This window comes from Pseudovibrio sp. Tun.PSC04-5.I4, from assembly GCF_900104145.1.
Classification (GTDB): domain Bacteria; phylum Pseudomonadota; class Alphaproteobacteria; order Rhizobiales; family Stappiaceae; genus Pseudovibrio.
In genome coordinates, this window is the sequence record NZ_FNLB01000006.1 from 1,457,138 (window position 1) to 1,481,053 (window position 23,916).

The 23,916-nt window shown below is 50.8% G+C and carries 21 protein-coding genes and 1 pseudogene; 8 read left to right on the forward strand and 14 right to left on the reverse strand.

Annotation, left to right across the window (positions count from 1 at the left end; translation table 11 throughout):
- Positions 1 to 4 precede the first annotated feature (4 nt).
- From wecB to BLS62_RS31675, 3 genes and pseudogenes are all read left to right on the forward strand, one after another.
- A complete protein-coding gene (gene wecB / locus BLS62_RS11830) occupies positions 5 to 1,150 on the forward strand; it encodes a non-hydrolyzing UDP-N-acetylglucosamine 2-epimerase (RefSeq protein WP_093180873.1) in 1,146 nt (381 codons plus the stop codon).
- An 802-nt stretch (positions 1,151 to 1,952) separates the two neighbouring features.
- A pseudogene (locus BLS62_RS32570) lies at positions 1,953 to 2,087 on the forward strand (MFS transporter); the annotation flags it as partial.
- Between the two features lie 94 nt (positions 2,088 to 2,181).
- Complete coding sequence (locus tag BLS62_RS31675; RefSeq protein WP_208990825.1) at positions 2,182 to 2,934, forward strand: MFS transporter; 753 nt, start codon at positions 2,182 to 2,184, stop codon at positions 2,932 to 2,934.
- A 48-nt stretch (positions 2,935 to 2,982) separates the two neighbouring features.
- On the opposite strand, the gene BLS62_RS11840 is transcribed toward BLS62_RS31675, so the two are convergent.
- Complete coding sequence (locus BLS62_RS11840; protein ID WP_208990826.1) at positions 2,983 to 3,831, reverse strand: HpcH/HpaI aldolase/citrate lyase family protein; 849 nt, start codon at positions 3,829 to 3,831, stop codon at positions 2,983 to 2,985.
- Positions 3,832 to 3,969: 138 nt separating this feature from the next.
- On the opposite strand from BLS62_RS11840, the gene BLS62_RS11845 reads away from it, so the two are divergent.
- Genes BLS62_RS11845 through BLS62_RS31685 form a run of 4 tightly spaced genes read left to right on the forward strand, consistent with a single transcriptional unit; the run spans position 3,970 to position 7,188 of the window.
- Positions 3,970 to 5,322, forward strand: a complete 1,353-nt coding sequence (locus BLS62_RS11845; protein ID WP_093180876.1) for an acetyl-CoA hydrolase/transferase family protein — start codon at positions 3,970 to 3,972, stop codon at positions 5,320 to 5,322.
- Positions 5,323 to 5,342: 20 nt separating this feature from the next.
- Positions 5,343 to 6,386: a MaoC family dehydratase gene (locus BLS62_RS11850; RefSeq protein ID WP_093180879.1), complete on the forward strand. Its 1,044-nt coding sequence runs from the start codon at positions 5,343 to 5,345 to the stop codon at positions 6,384 to 6,386.
- A 19-nt stretch (positions 6,387 to 6,405) separates the two neighbouring features.
- Positions 6,406 to 6,732, forward strand: a complete 327-nt coding sequence (locus tag BLS62_RS31680; protein ID WP_208990827.1) for a hypothetical protein — start codon at positions 6,406 to 6,408, stop codon at positions 6,730 to 6,732.
- The gene (locus BLS62_RS31685) at positions 6,733 to 7,188 is read left to right on the forward strand and encodes a hypothetical protein (protein ID WP_208990828.1); all 456 of its coding nucleotides are present in this window, start codon (positions 6,733 to 6,735) and stop codon (positions 7,186 to 7,188) included. It abuts the gene before it with no gap.
- Positions 7,189 to 7,515: 327 nt separating this feature from the next.
- Here BLS62_RS31685 and BLS62_RS11865 read toward each other — a convergent pair whose 3' ends face one another.
- Positions 7,516 to 8,775, reverse strand: a complete 1,260-nt coding sequence (locus BLS62_RS11865) for an IS256 family transposase (protein WP_093176470.1) — start codon at positions 8,773 to 8,775, stop codon at positions 7,516 to 7,518.
- A 107-nt stretch (positions 8,776 to 8,882) separates the two neighbouring features.
- Here BLS62_RS11865 and BLS62_RS11870 point away from each other — a divergent pair, with 107 nt between their 5' ends.
- Complete coding sequence (locus BLS62_RS11870; RefSeq protein ID WP_280141835.1) at positions 8,883 to 9,377, forward strand: LysE family translocator; 495 nt, start codon at positions 8,883 to 8,885, stop codon at positions 9,375 to 9,377.
- 37 nt (positions 9,378 to 9,414) lie between these two features.
- On the opposite strand, the gene BLS62_RS11875 is transcribed toward BLS62_RS11870, so the two are convergent.
- From BLS62_RS11875 to uraH, 12 genes are all read right to left on the reverse strand, one after another.
- A complete protein-coding gene (locus tag BLS62_RS11875; protein WP_093180884.1) occupies positions 9,415 to 10,626 on the reverse strand; it encodes an ArgE/DapE family deacylase in 1,212 nt (403 codons plus the stop codon).
- Entirely contained in the window at positions 10,610 to 11,902 is a 1,293-nt protein-coding gene (locus BLS62_RS11880) for an allantoate amidohydrolase (protein WP_093180887.1), read from the reverse strand. Before BLS62_RS11880 ends, BLS62_RS11875 begins: the two co-directional genes overlap by 17 nt.
- Before the next feature lie 24 nt (positions 11,903 to 11,926).
- Complete coding sequence (gene uraD / locus BLS62_RS11885) at positions 11,927 to 12,463, reverse strand: 2-oxo-4-hydroxy-4-carboxy-5-ureidoimidazoline decarboxylase (protein ID WP_093180889.1); 537 nt, start codon at positions 12,461 to 12,463, stop codon at positions 11,927 to 11,929.
- A gap of 10 nt (positions 12,464 to 12,473) precedes the next feature.
- The gene (locus BLS62_RS11890; protein ID WP_093180892.1) at positions 12,474 to 13,658 is read right to left on the reverse strand and encodes a urate hydroxylase PuuD; all 1,185 of its coding nucleotides are present in this window, start codon (positions 13,656 to 13,658) and stop codon (positions 12,474 to 12,476) included.
- Between the two features lie 114 nt (positions 13,659 to 13,772).
- Entirely contained in the window at positions 13,773 to 14,657 is an 885-nt protein-coding gene (locus BLS62_RS11895; RefSeq protein ID WP_093188820.1) for a BMP family ABC transporter substrate-binding protein, read from the reverse strand.
- 375 nt (positions 14,658 to 15,032) lie between these two features.
- Complete coding sequence (locus tag BLS62_RS11900; protein WP_208991154.1) at positions 15,033 to 15,953, reverse strand: ABC transporter permease; 921 nt, start codon at positions 15,951 to 15,953, stop codon at positions 15,033 to 15,035.
- A gap of 1 nt (position 15,954) precedes the next feature.
- Complete coding sequence (locus tag BLS62_RS11905) at positions 15,955 to 17,043, reverse strand: ABC transporter permease (RefSeq protein ID WP_093180896.1); 1,089 nt, start codon at positions 17,041 to 17,043, stop codon at positions 15,955 to 15,957.
- Positions 17,033 to 18,604: an ABC transporter ATP-binding protein gene (locus tag BLS62_RS11910; RefSeq protein WP_093188823.1), complete on the reverse strand. Its 1,572-nt coding sequence runs from the start codon at positions 18,602 to 18,604 to the stop codon at positions 17,033 to 17,035. The genes BLS62_RS11905 and BLS62_RS11910 overlap by 11 nt, the downstream gene beginning before the upstream one ends.
- 71 nt (positions 18,605 to 18,675) lie before the next feature.
- Positions 18,676 to 19,659, reverse strand: a complete 984-nt coding sequence (xdhC, locus tag BLS62_RS11915) for a xanthine dehydrogenase accessory protein XdhC (RefSeq protein ID WP_093180899.1) — start codon at positions 19,657 to 19,659, stop codon at positions 18,676 to 18,678.
- A complete protein-coding gene (gene xdhB / locus BLS62_RS11920; protein ID WP_093180902.1) occupies positions 19,659 to 22,004 on the reverse strand; it encodes a xanthine dehydrogenase molybdopterin binding subunit in 2,346 nt (781 codons plus the stop codon). Before xdhB ends, xdhC begins: the two co-directional genes overlap by 1 nt.
- A complete protein-coding gene (gene xdhA, locus BLS62_RS11925; RefSeq protein WP_093180904.1) occupies positions 21,985 to 23,481 on the reverse strand; it encodes a xanthine dehydrogenase small subunit in 1,497 nt (498 codons plus the stop codon). The genes xdhB and xdhA overlap by 20 nt, the downstream gene beginning before the upstream one ends.
- Before the next feature lie 4 nt (positions 23,482 to 23,485).
- On the reverse strand, positions 23,486 to 23,839 hold the full coding sequence (gene uraH, locus BLS62_RS11930; protein ID WP_093180906.1) for a hydroxyisourate hydrolase: 354 nt from the start codon (positions 23,837 to 23,839) through the stop codon (positions 23,486 to 23,488).
- Positions 23,840 to 23,916 lie beyond the last annotated feature (77 nt).

Consider the following 23,916-nt stretch of genomic DNA (forward strand, 5'->3'; position numbering starts at 1 on the left):
GCATATGAGAGAACCAGAGATAATCGGAAATGGACCACATAAGGTCCTGTGCATCATAGGAACACGGCCCGAAGCCATCAAAATGGCACCGGTAATTTCCGCAATCTCAAAGTGTAAATCACTACATGCCCACGTCCTCATGACAGGGCAACACAAAGAAATTGCATCTAACGCATTGATTTCATTTGACATTCATAAAATAAACTGGTTAGATATAATCGCGAGCAGTCATCACTTAGCCGATCAGGCGAGTGATCTCCTTAAAGGCATCAACGCTTACATCGCCGTTCACCAACCCCAATACGTCCTTGTTCACGGGGACACCACTACAGGCTTTGTTGGCGCTTTAGCCAGTTTTTACAGCTCCGTTTCTGTTGGTCATGTGGAGGCCGGATTGCGCAGCGGTGATCTTTACGACCCTTTCCCAGAAGAAGCCAATCGCCGCCTTGCAGATCAGCTTTGCCACCGGCTATTTGCACCCACCAGCATCGCCCAGGACAATCTGCTCCGCGAAGGCATTGCCTATGACAAAATTTTGGTGACTGGAAACACAGTGGTCGATGCGGTCCGCCATCTGGCACAGCGCATCAAGCCCGCCCGTCAACTGGATGAACTGAAGAACGTACTGGGACCGGAAAAGCGATTAGCATTGGTAACAACCCATCGCCGCGAAAACTGGGGTGCGCCCATGCGCAATACCTGCCACGCCATCAAGCGTCTTGTTGCAGAGCATGAGGACTTGCAGGTCGTCTTGCCAGTTCATCCAAACCCCATGGTCAAAGACGTCGTTACAGAGGTGTTGAAGAATGTGAAGCGCGTGCACCTGATTGAGCCGCTGCCATACGAAGCGCTCATAGCACTGGAGCGTGATGCGGATCTCATTCTCACAGACAGCGGTGGACTACAGGAGGAAGCACCTGAATTTGGAACACCACTCCTGATCCTGCGTAAAACCACAGAGCGCCCGGAAGCACTCACCAGCGGCGCTGCCAAACTCGTCGGCACATGCGAGCAAACCATCCTTGATGAAGCAAACTACATTCTCAAAACTGCCGGCACAAAGGTCGACCGTAAAAACCCGTTTGGCGATGGGCACGCAGCTCAGCGCATTGCCGAATGCCTGGAACATCACTTAAAATCAAAACTCTAGGCTTTCCGTCAGTCCAATATATATAAGTTCCATAATCTACCTTATGCGCCTTATGGATTGATAGCAGCATCAACCTACCTATATGCCTCCACGACTAAATTCTAGGTACCAAACAATGTCCACAAATCACCGAAAGCGCATCATTGGGTACAATTAGAGGTCTGATCAAAGACGCTCAACACGAAATGATGACATTGACAGGGTCACGCTAAGATCCGTCAGGCCTCAGCTCATAAACATCCCATGAATAAGAACACAACCCGCAAACTCAGCGAGCTCAAAGGATATACGGCAGAGCGCTGGCACACCAAGTAAATAGAAAACTATTCTTTAAATAATTCAACCAATACTTAAATAAACGCCCCTATTTCACTTAATATTCATTAAGGGTATAAGGTAGATTATGGAATAATTAGGTATTACTTCATTAATACTTAAGTAAACGCAACTTAAACCTGAAGTAACTCCGCAACACTGCTAGAAAAAATGAAGCCTACGAGTTCAAGCAAGTCCCAAAAGCCGCTATTCTACAGCCTATTTTGGTAGTTTGAACCGGATAAAACCTTTTATGAAGACGTCGAAAATCACCATATTATACCAATCCAGCGTGGCAAGCCTGTTGATGCCACCAGCTATTCTGGGTGTTTTATATCCATATCCATATCCATATCCATATCTCATAACAAACTATCTATCTGAAACTCCAGAGAGAATTGGTTTTCCATAACGATCTCCATGCTACCCAAACTGTTCATTCTGCTTTTTTGCCGGAGCAGTTGCAGACAGATTCAACAAACGCACAGTGTTGCTCTTGCTACATGTGGCAAACGCCTTGCCCATATTGCTCCTGATTTTGCTTATTCAATCAGGATTAGCGGCGTATAACTTACTGATAGTATTCGCAATTTTATCTGGAACAACCGCCGCATTCATTCAACCGACACTGGATGGTATGCTCAACCACATCTCCAATGATAACATTCAGCGCGGCGTCAATTTTTCAATCGGCACCATGTATCTGGTCACATTGATTGGCTTCGGCATGGCCAGTCTCACAGAGTGTGATCGGCCTCATTCCATTGCTCCTCATCACCACTCTTATTTTCCTGCTGGGCATAGCAAGCACGCTCACATTACCCAATACCCTGCCAAAACAGACCACACCCAAAACCTCTGTAATCCGGGAGGTTTCAGAGGGCATCAAGCTTACCTTTGCCTCACCACACATGCGCAATCCAGTGCTTTTGATGAGCTCTGCAGGTTTGTTACTTGGCGGTCCCTATGCTGTGTTGGTTCCAATAATCTTGCGGGACAGCCACAACGCGACTGGCTTTGACTTTGCCGCGGCGTTTGCCACATTCATGGTAGGCGGCGCAATATCCAGCGGCATTTTGCTGAAAATAGGCAAGGTCCAGAATCCCATGCTCCTGCTCACACTCGGGTACGCATTGGGTGGCATTGCATTGGTTACATGGTCTTTCAGTCCGCCATATTGGTTCTTTCTAACAACAATCCTGCTATGGGGTTTCGGCGGCGGCATATGTCTCAACATGAGCCGAGCAATCCTTCAAGAACACGCCCCGCTAACCCATAAATCCCGCATCTTGAGTGTCATGTATATGGGAGATGAAGGTGGCGCACCTCTGGGCAGCTTGCTTATAGGCGTTCTGGTTGCTTCCATAGGCATTGCCCAAGCAGCCATGTTGCCGGGTGTTCTCGTCCTCGTGATTTCAGCAATCTTACTCACCAAAACAACAAAAGCCAGCGCTCAGCAAACCAACTAACCGGAAGCCAACACAGGCACATGCTTCGCCAATCCTATGAAGGTGAGATCATGCACCTTTGTCATCTTCTTTCCCCAACCCTAAAATCCGCCGGGCTCGAAGCAAAATGGGCGCGTCTACCATTTTGCCATCCACCACAAAAGCACCCTTCCCTTTGGCTTGCTTTTGTTTGCCAAGTACATACTGCGCCCATTTTACGTCTCCAGCTGAGGGTTCAAAACACTGATTGATCACACTGACTTGGGCCGGGTGAATAGCTATCTTCCCATTATAACCCAGCTGGCGCGCATTGTGCGCTTCCTGTGCAAGGCCGTCAGGATCATGAAAATCCAGATAAACCCCATCCAGCGCCCATAAGTGGTTCTTCACCGCTGCATTCAACAATTGGCCGCGTGGCCACATCAAATCTTTCCACCCCATCCCACCGCCGGTTTCTGCCGTATAATCTGCGTAGCCAAACGCCAAAGCGTGCAGCGGCGCACGAGCCGCGGCGATTTCTTCCGCATTGGCCAGACCAGCAGTGGTTTCCAGCAAGGCACACAGCTTGAGATCAGCCCCGGCAGGATGTTCAAGCAGCAGCGCGTGCACCTGTTCCAGATCATGCGCATGTTCGCATTTAGGCAAAAATAACCAATCCGGCAACTCGGCAAACGCAAGCAGGCTCAGCATATCCTTCAGCCCCTCTGGCGTGCTGAGAGACGATATCCTGAGGCCAACCTCACAGTTATCATGTCCATGAAAATTTCCCTGCATGGCAGTCAGAGCGTCTCTGGCCTGCTGCTTTTTCTCTTGTGCAACGCCGTCTTCCAGATCCAACACCACGCAATCTGGTTCAGCTTTCAACGCTTTGGGAAACAACTGAGCTTTGTCAGCAGGCAAAAACAACAGGCTCTTCAAGGCAGGCACTCCCAACTAAAAAGCGCTAATTCTTTAAGGGCGCGAGGAGAGATTGTAACTGGTAACAATTAATTACCCGACAAAGTGTAGGATACATTCACACAACACATGTCGACGGATGCTTGTAGGAAGACCCTAATGTCAAAAGGATCGCTTTCGCGTCTCTATCAGGAAAAACTCAAAACCGCAGAACAAGCGGTCAATGCGTTGCCACGAGACTCGCAGCTGGTTACATTCGGCTGCTATTGCGGCACTCCGCCCAACCTGACACAAGCCTTTTGCACTGCAGTTTCAAACAAGTTCTTTTCTGGCATTCCAGATGTGTACTTGCTGCGATCTCGTGAGGAAGTCGTCAAGCAGTTCACCAATGTAGAAGTGCTCTCCCGCATTCGTATGCTTTGCCCATTTTTGGGCGCAGGCTTCCGGCAATTGGCGGACAAAGCCAAAGAGCTCCACAAAACACATCCAGATTTGATTGTACCGCAGTTTCTGCCAGAACATTTCAGCCTCTATGCCAGAGGGGTATTCACTCGTCATGGCAAACCGGATGTTCACATGCTTCAGGTCTCGCCCATGGATGAGCACGGCTATTTCAGCTTTGGTGCTGATGGCAGCATGTCCATTCCACTGGCATTGGAGGCCGCGCAGATCATTGTTGAAGTGAACCCCAAAATGCCCCGCACCTTTGGCGCCGGCATCCTGCATATTTCTCAGATCGCGGCCATTACAGAGCATGAGAGCGAACTGATGGTTCTGCCACAGAGAGAACCGTCTCCTGAAGATCAACAGATCGCCCGCCTCGTGGCTGATCTGGTGCAAGATAATGCCTGCATTCAGTTGGGCATTGGCGCTGTACCCAATGAGGTTGGCCGCCTGCTCAAAACCCGAAATGATCTGGGCATTCACACCGAAGTTCTGGGAGATACCCTGCTGGAACTGATAGAGGCTGGCAACGTCTCCAACCGCTATAAACAGTTGAACGTGGGCCACTCTGTCTTCAACATCGCCCTGTTTTCCAAGCCCAGCTACTATGATTTTTTAGATAACAACCCGACCATGCTGTGCCATCCCGCGGAGTACGTCAACAACCCGCATATCATCGCCCAAAATGACAACACCGTCTCGGTCAACTCATTCGTGGAGATAGACTTATTCGGTCAGGTGGCCTCTGAATCTGTCAACTGGCGACAGATTTCAGGCAGTGGCGGACAACTGGATTTTAGCCGCGGCGCGTTCCTATCCAAGGGTGGCATCGCAGTATTAGCAGCCCATTCCACCGCCAAAAATAACAGTATTTCCAAGGTAGTGCCCCGGCTCAATAATATAGTCACGACACCGCGCAACGACGTACATTATGTGGTGACAGAACATGGCTGCGTGGACTTATTTGGCCTTTCCACCTGCGACCGCGCCCAAGCATTGATAAAGCTGGCCGCTCCCAAATTTCGCGATGAACTGCGCGAAGAAGCCCACAAAATGACCCTCTACTGAACAGCCTGGGAGGACGACCTTTGTTTTCCGCATATGCCAAAATCTCTGAAAACCGATACCGCGAAACCAGCGGCCTCGATTTTGAAGAGTTTGCAGTTGGCCAGGTCTTTCATCACCGCCCCGGCTTAACGCTCACCCAGCAGGAAAATGCAGAGGAAGCGTTTGATACCTATAACGCTGCCATGTTGCATTATGATGCGCATTACGCGCAGCAGACGGAATTCGGCAATCCGTTGGTCGTGTCCACGCTAACAATGCAAAAGATAATCGGCATGAGCTGGAAAACCTTTGCGCGCAAAGACCGCATCACCGCGTTTGACGATATCACCATGACAGCACCTGTTTATGGTGGAGATACGCTGTACTGCACCAGCCGGATTACAGCAATTGATGACCTCAATGAGGAGATCGGATTGGTCACTGTCAAAGCATCAGCCACCAACCAGCATGGCACAGAGGTAGCACGTCTTGGTTATACGATCAGCATCTTCAAAAAGGGAAAACACCCGTGCGTTGGAAAGCTGGAAAACCAACAAAATGATGAACGTTTTTCAGCTTATAGGCAACTTGAGGACCGCAGCCTGATCGAAGTTACCGGTCTTTTCTTTGAGAGCTTTATAAAGGGAGATGTGTTTGAGCACAGGCCGCAGGTGACGCTTCAGACCTCATCCATGCTGCGCCACGTGATGCAAAGCACAAATTGGAACCCCATGTATTCTGACGGGACCTCCGCCCATCGCCTATATGGAACCAATGAGTGCCCCGCCTCCGAAGTTCACACACTCTCTCTGATCACCGCTGCCACCACGCGCACATTTGGCCGGGTTGTTGCCAATCTGGGGTGGAGCGATACAAAACTGTCTCGGCACTTCTTCGCTGGTGATCGCTTTTGTGTTGAGAGCAAAGTGCTGGCAAAACGGGAGAGCAAATCCCGGCCCGACCAAGGTATCTTAACCGTACAGACCACCGCCTATGACCAACATGGAAAACACGCAATCTCCTACACCCGTACATTGCTCGTCTACCGAGAAAGAAAAGGTCCTTACGCGGCCGCTGGTTATTGATTGATGATCCCTGCCCTTTATGATGCCCACACAAAAAAAAGAGGGCGAGCAGGTTTTGGGATCACCGGTAGTAGACCACATCAACTGGCAACAGTTGGCCGCACAAAACAATGCAAACCTTTATGAGCATATGTTCACAGCGCACTCTCTTCCATTCCAGAGATCTGAATCCCATTTTCAAACCAGTCAAGAACCTCTACCATTCTATTCCAACATCGTGACATTGGCTCCCAACGCAACAGAAGAACAAACCAGCGCGATCAAAACACTTTGTGAAACTGCACACTTCAATCTGGCTGTGAAAGACAGCTTCAACACACTGGGCCTGACTCCTCTCGGTTTTTAGGTGCTTTTTGAAGCAAACTGGTTTTACATAAAAGCACCGTTGCAGGCAGATGTGACGGGTTGGGAACAGATCACCACTCCAGAACAACTGGCCCAATGGGAAACTCAATGGAAGGCCAGTGGCTCCTCAACAGAGCGCCAGATGTTTCTGCCGGCGCTTTTGGAAAACAAAACCATATCATTTTGGGGACGTCGATCCGGTAACAGCTATGATGCAGGCTTCATTGGAAACCGGACTGGCCGCAGCACCGGGCTCTCAAACTTCTTTGCACCAGATATGAGCGGGCATCTAGCGGCGCAAATGGCAACTCTGCTACAACGCTGGAGCGGTGTCTTACCCGTCCTTGGTTATGCACACGGGCCATTTTTAAAAGCGGTTCTCTCAGTTGGTTTTGAGAGGTTGGGCAACTTAACACTCTGGTTCAAATCACATTCCGAAAGCGGATCATTTCAATAGAAAACAAATTCAAAAACACCTCTGTTTATCCTAAATCTCAAAACAGCATTTTCTCAAATTCATGAGTAAAATCATATTTCTAATGTATTATTTAGTCATCCACCAAACTTCATTTTGGTCACAATTCATCACTAGGTCTCTGCCGCAGTTAACCTGTGCCAGAAAGAGAGATCATGACCATAGAAGTCTGGATTGCTTACGTTGTGGCCTGCATCATTTTACTTATTATTCCCGGGCCAACTGTCCTCATGGTATCCAGTTATGGCATCAGTCAGGGAAAGCGCGCCGTCGCAGTCTCGAGCTAACCGCAAAAGTTGGTGATGGGTTTCAGGCGGCGTGATTTTGGTTTGCATCACTCTCGATGCCATTTTTGAAGATGACACCCTGTATTATCTTAGGCAATTGATTTTTGCCTCTCAATTTCTGCCAGCGCTTCTCCGCTGCCTTGATCAGCATGAAGACCATTGGCATTGCAGTATCCCGGGAGAGGCAGTTCTTGGTCTGCCTTGTTCTGTGGCGCACAGTCGCAAAGGTTGATTCAATTGGATTGGTGGTTCTGATATGCCCCCAATGCTCAGCAGGAAAGTCATAAAAAGCCAACAGTTCGATCCTATCCTTGGCAAGGCATTGCGTGGCTTTGGGGTATTTGGCCTCAAATTTCTCTATGAAAAGATCAAAAGCCGTCTCAGCATCTACGCGGTTCTCTGCCATCCAGATATCCTGTAGATCTTTCTTTGCTTTGGCCTGCAAGGATTTAGGCATTTTGCTTAAGACATTCATTGTCTTGTGGACCCAGCAGCGTTGAGCTTTTGTTGTGCTAAAGACTTCCCGCAATGCCGCCCAGAAACCCAGAGCACCATCACCGACAGCCAACTTCGGTTCGATCTGCAAGCCGCGAGCTTTGAGAGCAAGCAGTAGCTCCCGCCAGCTCTGAGTATCTTCCCGGTAGCCATCATCAAAGCCAATCAGCTCTTTCTTGCCTTCCGGTGTTGCCCCGATCAACACCAGAATACAGCGACTTTCCCGTTCTCCCCGGGCTTTCAGATAGATGCCATCTGCCCACATATAAACGTAGTTGCGCGCTGACAGGTCTCTGGTTTTCCACTCTTCCCATAAAGATCGCCAGCTTTTGACAAGGCCGCGGATGACATCCGGTGAAAGGTTGGGGGCATCAACACCCAACAAAGCACTCAAAGCTTGCTGAACATTATTGGTAGAAACCCCACGCAAATAGAGCGCTGGGATCAATTCATCAAGACTGGTTGAACGGCGCAGATAATTAGGTAACAGATTGGAATGGTAATGAATTTTCTCTTCTGCATTCTCATCTCGATCCCGGATCCGAGGTTTGCTGACCGTGACTGGCCCAACGCCAGTCTGGACCTGTCGCTCTGGCAAATGCCCATGCCGAACCACCCGCTGACGGCCATCTGGTAATTTTAAGTCCGAGTAAAGCGAAAGCACGCTCATGACTTCACTCTCAATGGCCGCTCGCAAAAGTTGCTGTGCACCCGAACGCAAAACTTCCGTAAGTGCATCTTGAAATTCCCCTGGCTGCACAAGCGGGATAACACTATCATCTGTCATAGGCGTATCAGCTCCTCTGGAGTCAAAAGCAAGCCTCAATCACTTGCTATGATACGCCGCAATTCACTCCGTCACCAAGATTCACCGTTAGCTCCGCAGTCTCTGCATTGGGTGTGATGCTGGGCAGTATAATCGCCATTACAGTCGCTCTGGCGGGCCTTGGCGCAATTATCACCACCTCTGCTATCCTCTACGATATCTTAAAGTATGCAGGAGCCGCCTATCTGATCTATCTCGGGGTCAGCATGTGGCGTAGAAAATTCACCTTCAAAGGCAAGCTCAGTTTATTTCAAATTTCACAGGTCCAAATTTTCCGAGATACGTTTTTGGTCTCTGCCTTCAACCCCAAAGACATGCTGTTTTTCGTAGCTTTTCTGCCGCAGTTTATTGCTTATGAGGGGGCTGTCTTCACCCAGCTTATTATTCTTGGCACAACATTTGTGGCGTTAGGAGGCTTAAACACAATCTTGTGGTCCTCCATGGCTGGCGGCTTTCGCAACATGATCACAAATTCAAATGTGATGGGACGCATCAACAAAGTAGGTGGAACAGGCTTATTCAGCGCCGGAATCTTCACGGCAATCTCTGGCCGGCTGAGCTGACAACACAAAGCCCGGTCTCCCGCGCTTTTCATTTGAATTAGCGCAGCAGTGTCTTCAAAGCATCCGCCACAATGATAGTCGCCGCTTTCAAATCCGAAAGCTGAAGATGTTCATCCGCCCCATGAGCATTGGCCTCCAGTATGGACCGAGGCCCTGCTCCATAAAGCACTGTCGGAATCCCGGCCTCGGAATAATGCCGCGCATCGGTATAAAGCGGAGCACCAGTTGCTTCCAGCTCAATTCCAAGCACTTCCCGAGCAGGCCATTGCAAGGCTTCTACCAGTTTTTTCGCGCCGGGCAACTCTCGCAAGGGTTCGGCAATCATGATGCGGCGACATTCCACTTCAACACCGCAATCCTCCGGCACAACAGATTCAATCAACTCTGTCAGCTGCTCTTCAACCGCAACCCCGTTTTCCTCTGGGATCAAACGACGATCAATGCGCAGTGATACCCGATCCGGCACCACATTGGTGTTGATGCCACCTGAGATGAGACCAACAGTGATTTGGGGTGAACCAATGCCTTTTTGCGCACTGGTGATGGACGCAAGACGTTCCCGCTCCTTATAAATTGCAGCAAGCACAGGTGTCGCTGCTTGTAAGGCATCCGCACCTGTGTCCGGCATAGCCGCGTGGGCCTGCTTACCGCGCAAGATCACCTCCATATGCAAACAGCCATTATGGGAGGTCGTTACAGCATAAGAAAAGCCAGCGGAAAAAGCATAGTCAGGCTTGGTCAGTTCCTGTTCCAAAAGCCATTTTGGTCCAACAAAACCGCCTGCTTCCTCATCATATGTCAGATGCAGTTCAACGGTGCCCTCAAGCTCTTCAGCTCGCTCTTTCAAAGCCAGCAGTGCAAAAGCATAGGTCGCAAAATCACTCTTTGAAACAGCAACACCGCGGCCATACATAGCCCCGTTTTCAATCTCCGCACCATACGGGTCTTTGGACCATCCATCCCCTGGAGGGACCACATCACCATGTGCATTGAGCGCAATCACAGGCCCCATCCCAGTACCAAAGACTTCGCGAATAATTAGATTTGTTGCAGAAATCATGCCGTGTTGACGCACAAACGGCTCCGGTACAGGGTGTTTTTCAACCGTAAAACCCAGATCTTTCAGCAATTCAGCTGACCGCATAGCGTGGCGCTCCGTATCCCCCGGTGGGTTATCGCTGGGCACCTTCACCAATTCACGCAGGAATTCTACCTGCTCTGCAAATCGGTCTTCAATCGCGGCCTTCATCATTGCTCCCCTTGGTTTCTGCGGTACTCACAATCCACTGGATAAGCGCGGTCGTGGCAACCCCCATGTCACTCTGGTCAACATGTTCCAGTGGATTATGACTAATCCCGCCCCGGCACCGCACAAACAACATGCCGATATCGGTCAGTTTTGCCATAACTTGCCCATCATGCCCCGCACCAGACATCAACGTGTAAGGCTTTATCCCAGTTCGCACAAAGGCATCCCGAGCACAGGCCTGAAACTGCTCTGAACACGCTGTAGTATCAACAGTGTGGTAATGCGTAAGGGAAATGGAAAGCCCACGTTTCGCCCCGATACGCTCCGCCTCGCACATCACGGCATCAACAGCTTCTATGCGCGGGCCATCACTGGCAGCGCGAATATCAAGGCTCATGATGACACGGGCTGGAATTACGTTGACAGCGCCGGGCAAAACATCCAGCTCCCCAACAGTTGCCACCACACTGTGCTCGTACCGATCAAGCGCAATTTGTTCAATAGCACCAATCAACTCACTGGCCGCAACCAAAGCATCCTGCCGCAATGGCATGGGAACAGTGCCCGCGTGCCCGGCCATACCGCTCACCTCAATACGGTAGCGGCTGGACCCGGCAATGGAACTCACAATACCAAGCGCAAGCCCTTCTGCCTCAAGGCATGGCCCTTGCTCAATGTGAATTTCCAAATACCCGAGAACATCCTCTGATTTGTAAGCACAGGAGGGATAGTCACCGGCCTCAAGCCCAAAGCTGGAAAGGGCCTGACGAACCGAGATCCCGTCTTTGTCTTCTGCATCCAGTTCAGCAGGAATAAGAACACCGGCGACTGCACTGGAAGAGCTGAGAGTTGTGGGAAACCGAACGCCTTCCTCATCACCAAAGGCAAGAACCTCAACATCAAACGGAGGCGCCTGCCCGCTTTTTTTCAGCTCCTGAGCGGCCAGAATTCCGCAGATAACACCCAGCGTCCCATCATAGGCACCGGCATTGCGCACGGTATCTATGTGCGAACCAATCAGTAGTGTTTTGCGTGGTGTATCGTTTAAGCCAACCGGCGACAAACGACCGCGAACGGTACCCATTGCATCCACACAAACATCAAGGCCAGCCTCAATCATCCAGCCCTTGACCAGCTCAATCGCTTGTTTGTGAGAGTTGGAAAGATAAAGACGGGTCAGCGCAGTCTCATCATCGGAAAGCGCTTGAAGTGCCGCACTCATCTTGGCGGCTTGCGCTCCAAGCCCCATAGTCTCATCCCTTAGATCTACCCTCATTGGTTCCGTTCTCGTTGGCCTGCATTAAGGCTCAAAGGCAGCTATTTCTTCCACAACCAGATCTTCAAGCCGGAACCGGAAGATACGGCAAATCTGACGCAAAGCCTCAGCAAATTCCTCATCCGCCGAGTTTTTCAAACGAATTTGAAACGCCTCCAAAATTTGGTGCTTGGTCGCGCCCTTCACCGCAAAGATGAAGGGAAAACCATAGAAGGATTTGTAGGCGTTATTAAACTCAGTAAACTGCGCATACTCAACATCTGTCAGCTGATCTAAACCGACACCAGCTTGTTCATTGACGGATGATGCTTCCATCTGCCCAGCCCGGGCTGCTTTGCCAGCAAGGTCAGGATGCGCCCGGATCAAAGCCAATTGCGCGTCGGAACCTGCGGCCAGCAAGACATCAGCAAAAGATTGAATCAACCCATCACGAGAGGCAAATGGGGCCTCCCGATAGGCAACAACGCAAACCCAGGGCGAGTGTTCCGCAACCCCTCCAAACACCTCGGTAAAGGTGTCCAGAGAAAACTGGTTTATCTCTTCAAGACGATAAGAGTTCATGACCGCCCCTTTAATGGCTCTTCTGTAACCAAGCACCCAGAACTTCGCGTTCTTTGGTGGTCATACCCGTCTCATTACCAAGCGGCATAGCAGAGGAGCGAACAGCCTGTGCCATGATCAAAGCTTCATAACGGCGCAAATCCGCAACACTGTCCAGCTCGATGTTCTTAGGCGCTTCAGAGAAGGATTCGTTTGTCGGCGTTGCACTATGGCAAGCCGTGCAGTGCGTCTGTGCAATCGCCAGCGCATCTCCATCAAGAACCGGACCATGCACACCGCCAAGCTTTGCAGGTTGAGTGACAATAAGGGCAGCCACAAGGCTCACGGCAGCAGCAGGCAGCGCCCACCAGAAATTACCAAAGCTATCATGAGCGTCATGACGGTTGATGAAGTGACGAACCATACCGCCCATCACAAGGATCAGCGCAACCACTAGAACCGGCTGACTGTGCCCCGTCAAAAGCGGATAGTGGTTGGACACCATCATCAGCAAAACAGGCAGGGTTAAATAGTTGTTGTGAACAGAGCGCTGCTTGCCAATTTTGCCAAGCGCAGCATCGGGTTCACGTCCAGCCAACAGAGCTGCTGTGATTTTCTTCTGGTTCGGAACGATCACCACAAACACGTTAAAGGCCATAAATGTGCCAATCAACGCACCCACATGGATGAGGACACCCCGACCGGAAAACACCTGAGCATAACCGTAGGTCGCACCCAGAATGATTACCAGCAGACAAGCTGCCAGCAACGGCGTGTTCTGGCCAATTGGTGAGCGACACAAACGGTCATAGACAATCCAGCCAGCAAACAACGACACAACCGAAATGGAAATCGCTTCCACAGGCAGAAGCTTCATCACTTCGGGGTCGATGAGATAAACGGTAGCATTGAAATAGTACTGGACAGTCAGCAGCGCAAAGCCGGAGACCCATGTGAGATACGCATCCCACTTATACCAGATCAGATCGCTTGGCAGCTCTTTAGGCGCCACCATAAACTTTTCGACGTGATAGAATCCGCCGCCGTGCACTTCCCAGGCACTGCCGAGAATACCCGGTGCCTGCCCTTCCCGTTTACGAAGGGAAAGGTCGAGTGCGATGAAATAAAACGAGGTCCCAATCCAGCCCACGCCCACAATCAAGTGAAACCAGCGGAAAAGCAGATTGAGCCATTCACTAAGGAACGTGGCTGTCATGGTCTTGTTCTTCTAATTGCAAATGAAAAGGAAAAGCTGGTGGGAGTAGCCCCCCACCAAGAAAATTTAGGAAAAGAGAGCACCAGAAAAAGGCGGCGCCCTCGATGCTGTAGCTTATTTTGGCAGCTGGTCGTCGATGCCTTTGACGTAGAAGTTCATGGACAGCAGAGCGCCATCTTCAGCAACTTCGCCGTCCTTCAAGAAGACTGAGCCATCCTGCTTCATCACTGGACCAGTGAATGGCTTCAGTTCACCAGACTTGATCGCAGCAAGGGTCTTGGTTGCAGCATCGGCAACATCAGCTGGAATGTTGGTAAAGGGAGCCATGTGAACCATGTCCATGTCCAGACCACCCCAAGTGTCGCCACCCTTCCAGGTACCGTCCATAACAGCCTGAACGCGGGAGATGTAGTAAGCGGACCAATCATCAACAATCGCAGTTGCCTGAGATTTAGGCGCAAACTTGATCATGTCAGATGCCTGACCGAAACCCATGATGCCACGTACAACTTCAGGAATCGGGAAAGAACCGATGTAGCCAGCAGTGCCGGACTTGGAGATTTTAGCAGCAACCTGACCAAGAACATAGCGACCTTCATAGAAGCGTGCGCCGTAGCTGGAAACGTTTTTCGCCTGCTTGTAGCCAGTTGCATGCTCAAACTTCACTTTCGGGAACTTCTTCGCAACCTTCATGGTTGGGTTCATGTAACCAAAAGACGTTGTAAAGATCAGCTCATGACCGGACCGTGCCAGACGCTCAATCGCGCGTTCAGCATCGGCACCTTCTGGAACGCTCTCGATGTAAGTTGTTTTAACTTTTTCACCGAAATACTTTTCCAGTGCCAAACGACCCTGATCATGCTGGTAAGACCAACCGTGGTCAGAAACAGGACCAACATAGATAAAACCGATTTTCATCGGATCAGCAGCAACGGATGCTCCTGCAGATAGGCCAAGAGCAACTGCAGCAGTCGCTGCAAGTTTGAAGATAGTGCGCATATTGCGCTCCCCTTTTGATTTAGCAGCAGCCCGGCCACGCAACACCCTAATCAGCGTGACGGGAGACACTTTCAAGAACCAAATGAAACGACAGTGCCAAGCAAATGCGCAAAGAACAGATCTGGTGCTCTGTTCAGCGCATTTGTGCGCTCTCAAGTTCGTTTCCTGCATTGTTTTCGCTCGCACATATAGGCGATCATTTATTTGTGCGCGGGCAGGTTTCCGCAAGTCGTGTATCCGCGAATAAAAACATATTCACTCAGATATTTAAGTCTCTGTTATCTATATTTTCGTCCTTCCGTGTATACGAAGGACGAGCAACAAGCAATTTGACCAATGGCTACTCTGAGCTCATTGGCCAAGTCACATGTATTCTTAACGATCTGGTACGAATGGCTTACCAAGACATGCAGGTGTATTCACCTTTGCAAGTGTCTTATTACGCGAAATCATAATCAGCACGATAATCGTTGCCAAATATGGCAGTGCAGACATCAGCTGCGTTGGAAGCGCGATGCCAGCGGCCTGCGCGTGGAACTGCAAGATGGAAACTGCCCCAAACAAATACGCGCCAACCAGCACCCGCGCTGGGCGCCAGGATGCAAACACCACCAGAGCCAGCGCAATCCAGCCCCGTCCAGCCGTCATGCCTTCCACCCACTGCGGGGTGTAGATAAGGGAAAGGTAAGCTCCAGCTAGACCGGAACACGCACCCCCAAACATCACAGCCAGATAGCGCACCTGAATGACGGAATAGCCAAGCGAATGCGCCGATGCATGATTGTCACCCACGGCGCGAATAATCAGCCCTGTGCGGGATCTGAACAATACAAAATAAACTGCAATCACCAACCCATAACTGGCGTAAACCAGCACATCTTGATTGAACAACAACGGCCCGATGAACGGAATTGCAGACAGGCCCGGAATGGCAATTGGCTCAAGCCGGATGCCCGGCTGACCAATAAACGCTTCCCCGACCATACCAGACAGACCAAGCCCAAGAATGGTCAAAGCCAAACCCGTCGCCACTTGATTGGCCATCAAGTTGAGCGTCAGGAAGCCAAACAACAGGCTCATGCCAACACCGGCCAGCATAGCAGCAATGATGCCCACACTAGGAGACCCAGTTGCCTGCGTTGCTGCAAAACCCATCACAGCCCCAACAATCATCATGCCCTCAACACCCAGGTTGAGAACACCGGAGCGCTCTACCACCAGCTCGCCAATAGCGGCCAGCAACAACGGGGTGGAGGCTGTGATAATGGTGAGAAGGACAGCTTCAATCATCGCCATGTCAGACATTGGCTGCCTCCTTTAAACGCTTGGTGCTGAAAATTAACTTGACCTTGTAAAGAATGAGCGTGTCACACGCCAGAACGAAGAACAGCAACATGCCCTGAAACACCCGCGTGATTTTATCAGTCAAACCAAGACTCACCTGCGCTGACTCGCCGCCGATGTAGGAAAGACCAAGCAACAGGCCAGCAAACAGAATGCCGATCGGGTTCAAACGCCCAAGGAACGCAACAATAATCGCTGTAAAGCCGTAGCCGGGAGAGATAATTGGGGTCAGCTGCTCAATGGAACCAGAGACCTCCGCCATGCCTGCAAGACCAGCGAGACCGCCGGAAACGAGGAACCCGAACCAAACAACACCTTTGCTGGAGAACCCGGCAAAACGACCAGCACGCGGGGTCTCTCCCATCACCTTGATCTCAAAGCCCTTGAGTGTACGCGTCAACATCCACCAGACCACAAGAACGGCAACCACGGCAAAAATCATACCGATATGCAAACGCCCTTCGCCAATCTTTGGCAAAACGTGTGCCGCATCAAACAAACGGCTTTCCGGGAAGTTGTAACCATCCGGGTCACGCCATGGACCACGCACAAGGTAATCCAGAATGTACTGTGCGATATACACCAGCATCAGGCTGGTGAGGATCTCGTTGGTTCCAAACTTAACCTTCAAAAACGCCGGAATAGACGCCCACGCCATACCGCCCAGAATACCCATCAGGACCATGATCGGTAGAGCCAGCGGGCCGGTATAATCAAAGAATAGGATTGGAACGACGGAGCCAGCCAGCGCACCCATGGTGAACTGGCCTTCGGCCCCAATATTCCACGAATTGGATAGGAAGCAAACAGACAGGCCAACCGCGATGAGGATCAACGGCCCCGCCTTCACCAGCAGTTCTTCAATGGACCAGCTGGTGGTCAGCGGCTCAATAAAATAGGCGTAAAGAGCATCAACCGGGTTATATCCCATGGTCGCAAACAGGATTGAGCCACAAACCAACGTAAGCCCAATCGCGATCAACGGAGACACAACGGTCATCAGCTGTGAATGCTCAGAGCGTTTCTCAAGTTCAATGCGCATTGAGGGCTCCCTTCGTCTTATGGTTCGAAGACGAAGCCACTTTGACCTCCCCCATACCGGCCATTAACAAGCCGATTTTTTCACGGTTCATATCCGCAGAAGGATCTGCCGGAGATAATTCACCTCGAGAGATAACCGCAATGCGATCCGCAACCTCATAGATCTCATCAAGATCCTGAGAGATCACGAGAATAGCCGAGCCGCTACGGGCCAGATCAATAATCGCCTGACGAATAAGCGCCGCAGCGCCAGCATCGACACCCCATGTGGGCTGATTGATCACAAGCACTTTCGGCACCCGGTCCAGCTCACGCCCAACGACGAACTTTTGTAAGTTACCACCGGAGAGAGAGCGAGCCTCAGGATTGTCGTGAGACATCCGCACATCATAAGAAACAGTGATGCGCTTTTCCATTTCAGAAGCTTTGACCTGATTGAGCATGCCGTTCTTGATCAGACCTGGCTCGCATTTATAGCGGGTCAGTAAGATATTGTCAGAAAGCACAAAGCCCGGAACCGCCCCGTGACCCAAACGTTCCTCAGGAACGAAAGCAGCACTCAGCAAGCGGCGATCATTGATCTTGCGCTTGCCAACAGGCACACCGCAAATCTCAACAGCGTAAGCATCTTTAATCAGTGTTTCACCGGAGATCGCATCAAACAGCTCAGTCTGACCGTTGGCAGCAATACCCGCCACAGCAACAATTTCACCGCCGCGCAAGTCCAGATTGACGTTTTTCAGCTCAACGCCAAATGCGCCATCGGATGGGATAGACAGATTACGCAGCTTCAGCATCACATCACCGGGCTTTGACTCCGTTGCAGATGCTGAAATGTCATGCACATCACCGCCCACCATCATACGGGCGAGGCTGGCGGGGGTTTCCTGAGCCGGGTCGCATCCACCCACCACACGCCCGTGACGCATAATGGTGGCGTTGTGACAGATCCGCTTTACCTCTTCCAACCGGTGGGAGATGTAAAGGATTGCACAGCCTTCAGAGGCAAGCCGCTGCAAGGTAATGAAAAGCTGATCTGCTTCTTGCGGGGTCAAAACCGAGGTCGGCTCATCCATAATGATCAAGCTGGGGTTCTGCAAAAGGCAACGCACAATTTCAATACGCTGACGAATGCCAACCGGGAGATCCGCTACAAGCGCTGTAGGATCCAGTGGCAGGCCATACTTTTGGGAAACCTCAGTGATACGTTTGGAAAGCGCTTCAATTTTTTCGCCCTTAGGCAAGGCAAGCGCAATGTTTTCAACCACACTCAGGGCTTCAAACAATGAAAAGTGCTGGAACACCATTCCAACGCCCAGTTTACGGGCTGCAGCAGGGTTGGCGATTGAAACGCGTTTACCCTTCCAGAGGATCTCACCGGCACCAGGTTCCAATGCACCGTATAAAATTTTAACGAGAGTGGATTTGCCAGCTCCATTTTCGCCCAGCAACGCGTGTATTTCGCCCTGCTTAATAATAAGATCGACAGTATCGTTCGCAAGAATGTCACCAAATCGCTTGGTAATGCCTCTTGCTTCTATGAGATCTTCACCCGCTGTCACCAGGGCCGACCTCTGATCATGTTCCATCGTGTTCCGTTCCCCCTAATAAATCTCAAGGTGCTTCTGCGAAGCTAACAAGCAAGCCTAAAATCCCCTTTGGAAATGCTCATCTGTTTTTCTTTTACCACAAGCAGTTGAGCGGCAATAGAAATGGCAATATCCGACGGTTTTTTGCTTTTAATATCAGTAATTCCAACCGGACAAACAAGCTGTTTGCACTGCGCCTCCGATATTCCGGAGCTTTTGAACCGACTTAGTGTTCGCGCACGCTTTGTAGCACTGCCTATTAATCCAACAAATGCCAGGTCCGATCTTCGAACAGCGGCATCTACTATAGCATGATCACGTTTGTGGTCATGGGTCATTACAATGACATAGTTTCCCGGCTCAAGATTCTTTACGATGACTTGAGGCTCGTTTAGATGAATGCAGCGGATATTGGAAGGCACATATTTAGGAAAAATTTCGGCTCTTTCATCAACCCAACTAATCTTAAACCCCAATGACGCCATCGCCAGCACCACAGCCTTGCCAACATGCCCTGCTCCGAACAGGTACAGATGAGGTCTATCCTCCCCAAACCTCTCCGTTAATTTGCCTTGATTTAACGCAACCGCAGGCCCGTTTTCATCACTTGCATGTGCCGGTAACACATGCCTTTCAAGGCGGTCAGAACCGCAAACATTTGCAATCGTTGAAAAATTTCCCACCTCTTCTTGTGTGGAAAAATCATGTGCAGTCTTCAAATTACTCAAATCAAACTGTTCAAAAGCGATTTTTACCCTGCCACCACAGCATTGGCCAAGGTCTGGACCCAGCGCATAAGACCGTGTTTGGAACGAAGAAACAGTTTTCTTCATCATTAAAACGGCTTCATGCAAAACGTCATATTCCAAACGGCCGCCACCAATGGTGCCTTTGAAGGTCATATTCGGGCGCACCACCATGCGCGTGCCAACCTCGCGGGGAGATGATCCGGCAATCTCAAGAATGCTCACCAGAACGCATCTTTGAGTTGCTTCAAGAGCCGCAGTGACGTCTCCCCAGACGAGCATTATGCCCCCTCTCCGATTTTGATCGCTTTGACGGCTTTCAAAATTGCTTCAGGCGTTGCCGGTGCATTCAACCTTGGCAGAACACCCTTGTTCAGGCTCGCGACGGCATCGTTGATGGCGCAGAACACTGAGATCGGCAGCATCAACGGCGGTTCGCCAACCGCCTTGGACCGGTAGATCGTTTGTTCCGGATTCCCCGCAGATTCGTAGAGAGAGACGTGGAACTCTTCCGGCACATCAGAAGCGGTTGGAATTTTGTAGGTAGAGGGCGCATGGGTCCGCAAACGACCTGCATCATCAAACCACAACTCTTCAGTTGTCAGCCATCCCATGCCTTGCACAAAACCGCCTTCAATCTGGCCAATGTCCAATGCCGGGTTTAGGGACTTCCCAACATCATGGAGCACATCAACCCGCTCAACCTTCATTTCACCGGTCATTGTGTCGATGGTCACTTCAGAACAAGAGGCACCGTAAGAAAAGTACAGGAATGGATGGCCCTGTGCTTTTTCCCGATCCCAAAAAATCTTGGGCGTTTTATAAAAGCCAGAGGACGACAGATGTATCCGGTTTTCATAGGCAAGCTGAGCCAAGTCCTTGACAGAAATCTTAGGGTCGCCGGCAATACACATCTGGTTATCACAGAGCGCGATATCGCCTTCGGAAACACCAAAGTGCTCAGCGGCAAAGGCTTTGAGCCGCCCAACAATCTCACGGCACGCAATAGCTGCCGCCATACCGTTCAGATCTGTCCCCGAGGACGCAGCCGTCGGCGATGTATTGGCAACCTTAGAGGTGTTGGTGGCGGTGATCTTCACGCGGTCAAGGCTGACACCCATCTCCGCCGCAGCAATCTGCGCAACTTTTTGGTAAAGCCCTTGCCCCATCTCCGTGCCACCGTGATTAAGGTGTAAAGACCCATCGCGGTACAAATGCACCAGAGCGCCAGCTTGGTTGAGATGAAGGAGTGTAAACGAAATGCCGAATTTCACCGGCGTCAGCGCAATACCCTTTTTCAGAATTGGGCTAGAGGCATTAAAGGCTTCAATCGCCTTGCGCCGGGCGCGGTAATCCGAGCTCTGCTCCAGTTGATCCACCAGATTGGAAAGTACATCGCATTCATCAACTGATTGACCATAGGGCGTTGTATTACGCCCTTCGCTATAGAAATTGGCTTTGCGTACATCCAACGGATCCTGCCCCAACCGAAGGGCTATGGCATCCATCAGGCGTTCAGCTGCAAACATCCCTTGCGGGCCACCAAACCCACGGAAAGCCGTATTAGAAACCGTGTTGGTTTTCAGCCGTTTAGAACTGATAAGCACCTCAGGATAGAAGTAGCTGTTATCTGCATGGAACATAGCCCGATCATTGATACCAAGCGACAAATCTGCCGAATGCCCACAGCGGGAATTGAGATCAATCTGCACAGCTTCAATCTTGCCAGTGTCATCGAAACCAGCCGCGGCATGTACCACAAAATCATGCCGTTTTCCGGTCAAGATCATATCATCATCGCGGTCCAACCGGCATTTACACGGACGCCCAGTCGCTCTGGCCGCTAACGCTGCAAGCGCGGCCCATTGGTTGGCCTGAGATTCCTTACCGCCAAACGCACCGCCCATACGGCGCACTTCAACTGTTACCGCAGCTTCATCAACCCCTAAAACCTTGGCGATGGTGTGCTGAACCTCAGTGGGGTGCTGCGTAGAGGAATGCACCAGCATCTCTCCATCCTCCCCCGGTACAGCAAACGCAATCTGGCCTTCCAGATAAAAATGCTCCTGCCCACCCAGAGAAAAACTCGTCTCCACACTTTGTGCAGATTGACCAATCACAGTCTCAGGCGATCCTCTGCGAAATTCATAGTCCGGCAACACCGTCTGCTCCGCCTTCAGAGCATCCGCAACGCTCACCACCGGCTTGGAGGGTTCCACATCGATCTGAGCCAACTTCGCCGCCTTACGGGCTTGCAAGCGCGTTTCAGCGACAACAAGAAACACAAGCTGACCATGAAATACGATTGTGCCTGACACAAGAACCGGATCATCACCCATAACAGGCGAACAATCATTAATGCCGGGAATATCCGAGGCGGATAGTACCGTAACAACACCTGGAGCTGCGCGCACAGCACTCAAATCAATATTGATAATCCGCCCGCATATTGCATCACGCGCATACCCCGGCGCCACATGCAACGTGCCATAAGGCTCGATCATATCGTCAATATATGTGGCCGTTCCCGCCACATGTTTGAGAGCGCTATCGTGTTTGTAAGGACGACCAACAACCAGCGCAATCTCAGGTTTAGCCAGTGTTTTTTCAAGGAGAAAAGTTGACATGCGCACCTCCTGAAATCAATTCACGTTGACCGGAAACACGGGCATTTTGCGAAGATAGGCCAGACGCCTCAATCAACGCCTTTTCCAGCAGTGATCGTCCTACACTGCACCTGTAATCACTGGAGGCACGCATATCACTTAAGGGAGAATAATCCCGCTCAATCGCGTTAAGTGCCATCTCCCAGCTGGAACGGTCCTCAAGATGAGCGCCGATTAACACCATCTCTGAACAAGCTGCCCGTTTGGGCGTTGCCGCCATACCGCCAAAAGCGATCCGCACGTCTATGAGCAGGCCGTCCTTAACAGTAAACCGGAAGGCGGCCATAATAGCGGAAATATCCTGATCAAACCTCTTGGAAATTTTGTAGGCTCTGAAGATCTGATCCTCAGCCAAACGCGGCACAGTTATAGATGTCAGCACTTCACTGGCAGCAATATTTTGTTTGCCGTAATCAATGAAGTAGTCCTCCAACGGCAACGTGCGCCTGCCTCGATTGCTTTGCAGCTCTATCTCTGCATTCAGCGCAATCAGCATCGGCGGCATATCGCCAATCGGAGAGCCGTTGGCAATATTACCGCCAACAGTGCCAGAGGCACGAACCTGCTTCGACCCAATCCGGCTAATGACGGTTTCAAGATCTGGATCGATCTTCTTTAAAAATTGCTCTGCCACCGCATAAGAGGCACCAGCTCCCAACCGAATGCCCTGCTCATCCTCATAGCAGGTGCTCAAGCCGTTCACCCGGCCCAGATAAATAACCTTTGGCAGGTCTTTGAGGTGCTTGGTGATCCACAGCCCAACATCCGTAGCGCCTGAAACCAGTGTTGCGTCCGTATGCTCACCATAGGTCTCCAACAAGCTTTGAAAACTGGCCGGAGCGAAAAAGAACCCATCGCCGGACCCAACAAGAATATCCTGAGCATCCTGTAAAACCTGTAGTTTTGCCTCTGTCTCAGTTGCCCGGGCCGCGAATGTATCATTCAAACCAGAACGACAGGCCTCCATCGCAGCATCGACAATAGGACGATAACCGGTACATCGGCACAGATTGCCTGCAATCCAGTCCGTTACGTTTTTGCGCGTAAGTCCAGCTGTGTTGGTGTGGTAGAGTGTAAACAGGCTCATTACAAAACCGGGCGTACAAAACCCGCATTGTGACCCATGAAGATCTGCTAAAGCCTGTTGCACGGGATGCAACCCATCCGGCCTTTCAAGATCTTCAACTGTCAGCAGTTCGCAACCATCAATCTGGCCAAGCAGCAAAATACAGCTATTTACGGGCTCATAGACCAACTTGCCATCACGCAAACGACCAAGCGCTATTGTGCAAGCCCCGCAATCCCCTTCACCGCAACCTTCTTTGGTGCCTGTAGAACGCTCTGTCAGGCGCAAATAATCAAGCAAGGTTGTTGTTGGCTCAAAACGATCAAGCTCAACCAACTTACCTTTACGAAGAAACCGTATTGCGGTGCGCATCAGTTCAGCTCCCCCTGTACGTGGTGTAACCGTAGGGTGAAAGCAGGAGTGGCACATGATAATGGCTGTTTACGTCAGCAATACCAAATCTGATTGGAACAACGTCAAGAAATGCCGGTTCAGATAGAGAAACACCGTCACCGCGCAAATAATCGCCTGCATGGAAGCGAAGCTCATAGGTGCCGAGTGTGAGACTATCCCCGTCCAGCAGTGGTCCATCAACACGCCCATCCTCATTCGTCACGAACGTGCCAAGCGGTAAGGCAACCTCACCATTGAGGCGAACCAGCTCAATACGCACGCCTTGGGCAGGCTTTCCCTGAGCACTATCTAAAACGTGGGTGGTCAAACGCCCCATAGTTTCCTCGTCTGTTCAAAAGCATCAACAAGAGATGCTAGAATCTACGTGAAATTACACAGTGCATGACTCTAGGT

What these genes read in the sequence shown, in the direction of transcription:
- wecB (WP_093180873.1), top strand. Translation starts at nt 5, where the DNA reads ATGAGAGAACCAGAGATAATCGGAAATGGACCACATAAGGTCCTGTGC.
- BLS62_RS11845 (WP_093180876.1), top strand. Translation starts at nt 3,970, where the DNA reads ATGTCAAAAGGATCGCTTTCGCGTCTCTATCAGGAAAAACTCAAAACC.
- BLS62_RS31680 (WP_208990827.1), top strand. Translation starts at nt 6,406, where the DNA reads ATGATGCCCACACAAAAAAAAGAGGGCGAGCAGGTTTTGGGATCACCG.
- BLS62_RS11865 (WP_093176470.1), bottom strand. Translation starts at nt 8,775, where the DNA reads ATGACAGATGATAGTGTTATCCCGCTTGTGCAGCCAGGGGAATTTCAA.
- BLS62_RS11875 (WP_093180884.1), bottom strand. Translation starts at nt 10,626, where the DNA reads ATGAAGGCCGCGATTGAAGACCGATTTGCAGAGCAGGTAGAATTCCTG.
- BLS62_RS11880 (WP_093180887.1), bottom strand. Translation starts at nt 11,902, where the DNA reads ATGAGGGTAGATCTAAGGGATGAGACTATGGGGCTTGGAGCGCAAGCC.
- uraD (WP_093180889.1), bottom strand. Translation starts at nt 12,463, where the DNA reads ATGAACTCTTATCGTCTTGAAGAGATAAACCAGTTTTCTCTGGACACC.
- BLS62_RS11890 (WP_093180892.1), bottom strand. Translation starts at nt 13,658, where the DNA reads ATGACAGCCACGTTCCTTAGTGAATGGCTCAATCTGCTTTTCCGCTGG.
- BLS62_RS11895 (WP_093188820.1), bottom strand. Translation starts at nt 14,657, where the DNA reads ATGCGCACTATCTTCAAACTTGCAGCGACTGCTGCAGTTGCTCTTGGC.
- BLS62_RS11900 (WP_208991154.1), bottom strand. Translation starts at nt 15,953, where the DNA reads ATGGCGATGATTGAAGCTGTCCTTCTCACCATTATCACAGCCTCCACC.
- BLS62_RS11905 (WP_093180896.1), bottom strand. Translation starts at nt 17,043, where the DNA reads ATGCGCATTGAACTTGAGAAACGCTCTGAGCATTCACAGCTGATGACC.
- xdhC (WP_093180899.1), bottom strand. Translation starts at nt 19,659, where the DNA reads ATGCTCGTCTGGGGAGACGTCACTGCGGCTCTTGAAGCAACTCAAAGA.
- xdhB (WP_093180902.1), bottom strand. Translation starts at nt 22,004, where the DNA reads ATGTCAACTTTTCTCCTTGAAAAAACACTGGCTAAACCTGAGATTGCG.
- xdhA (WP_093180904.1), bottom strand. Translation starts at nt 23,481, where the DNA reads ATGCGCACCGCAATACGGTTTCTTCGTAAAGGTAAGTTGGTTGAGCTT.
- uraH (WP_093180906.1), bottom strand. Translation starts at nt 23,839, where the DNA reads ATGGGGCGTTTGACCACCCACGTTTTAGATAGTGCTCAGGGAAAGCCT.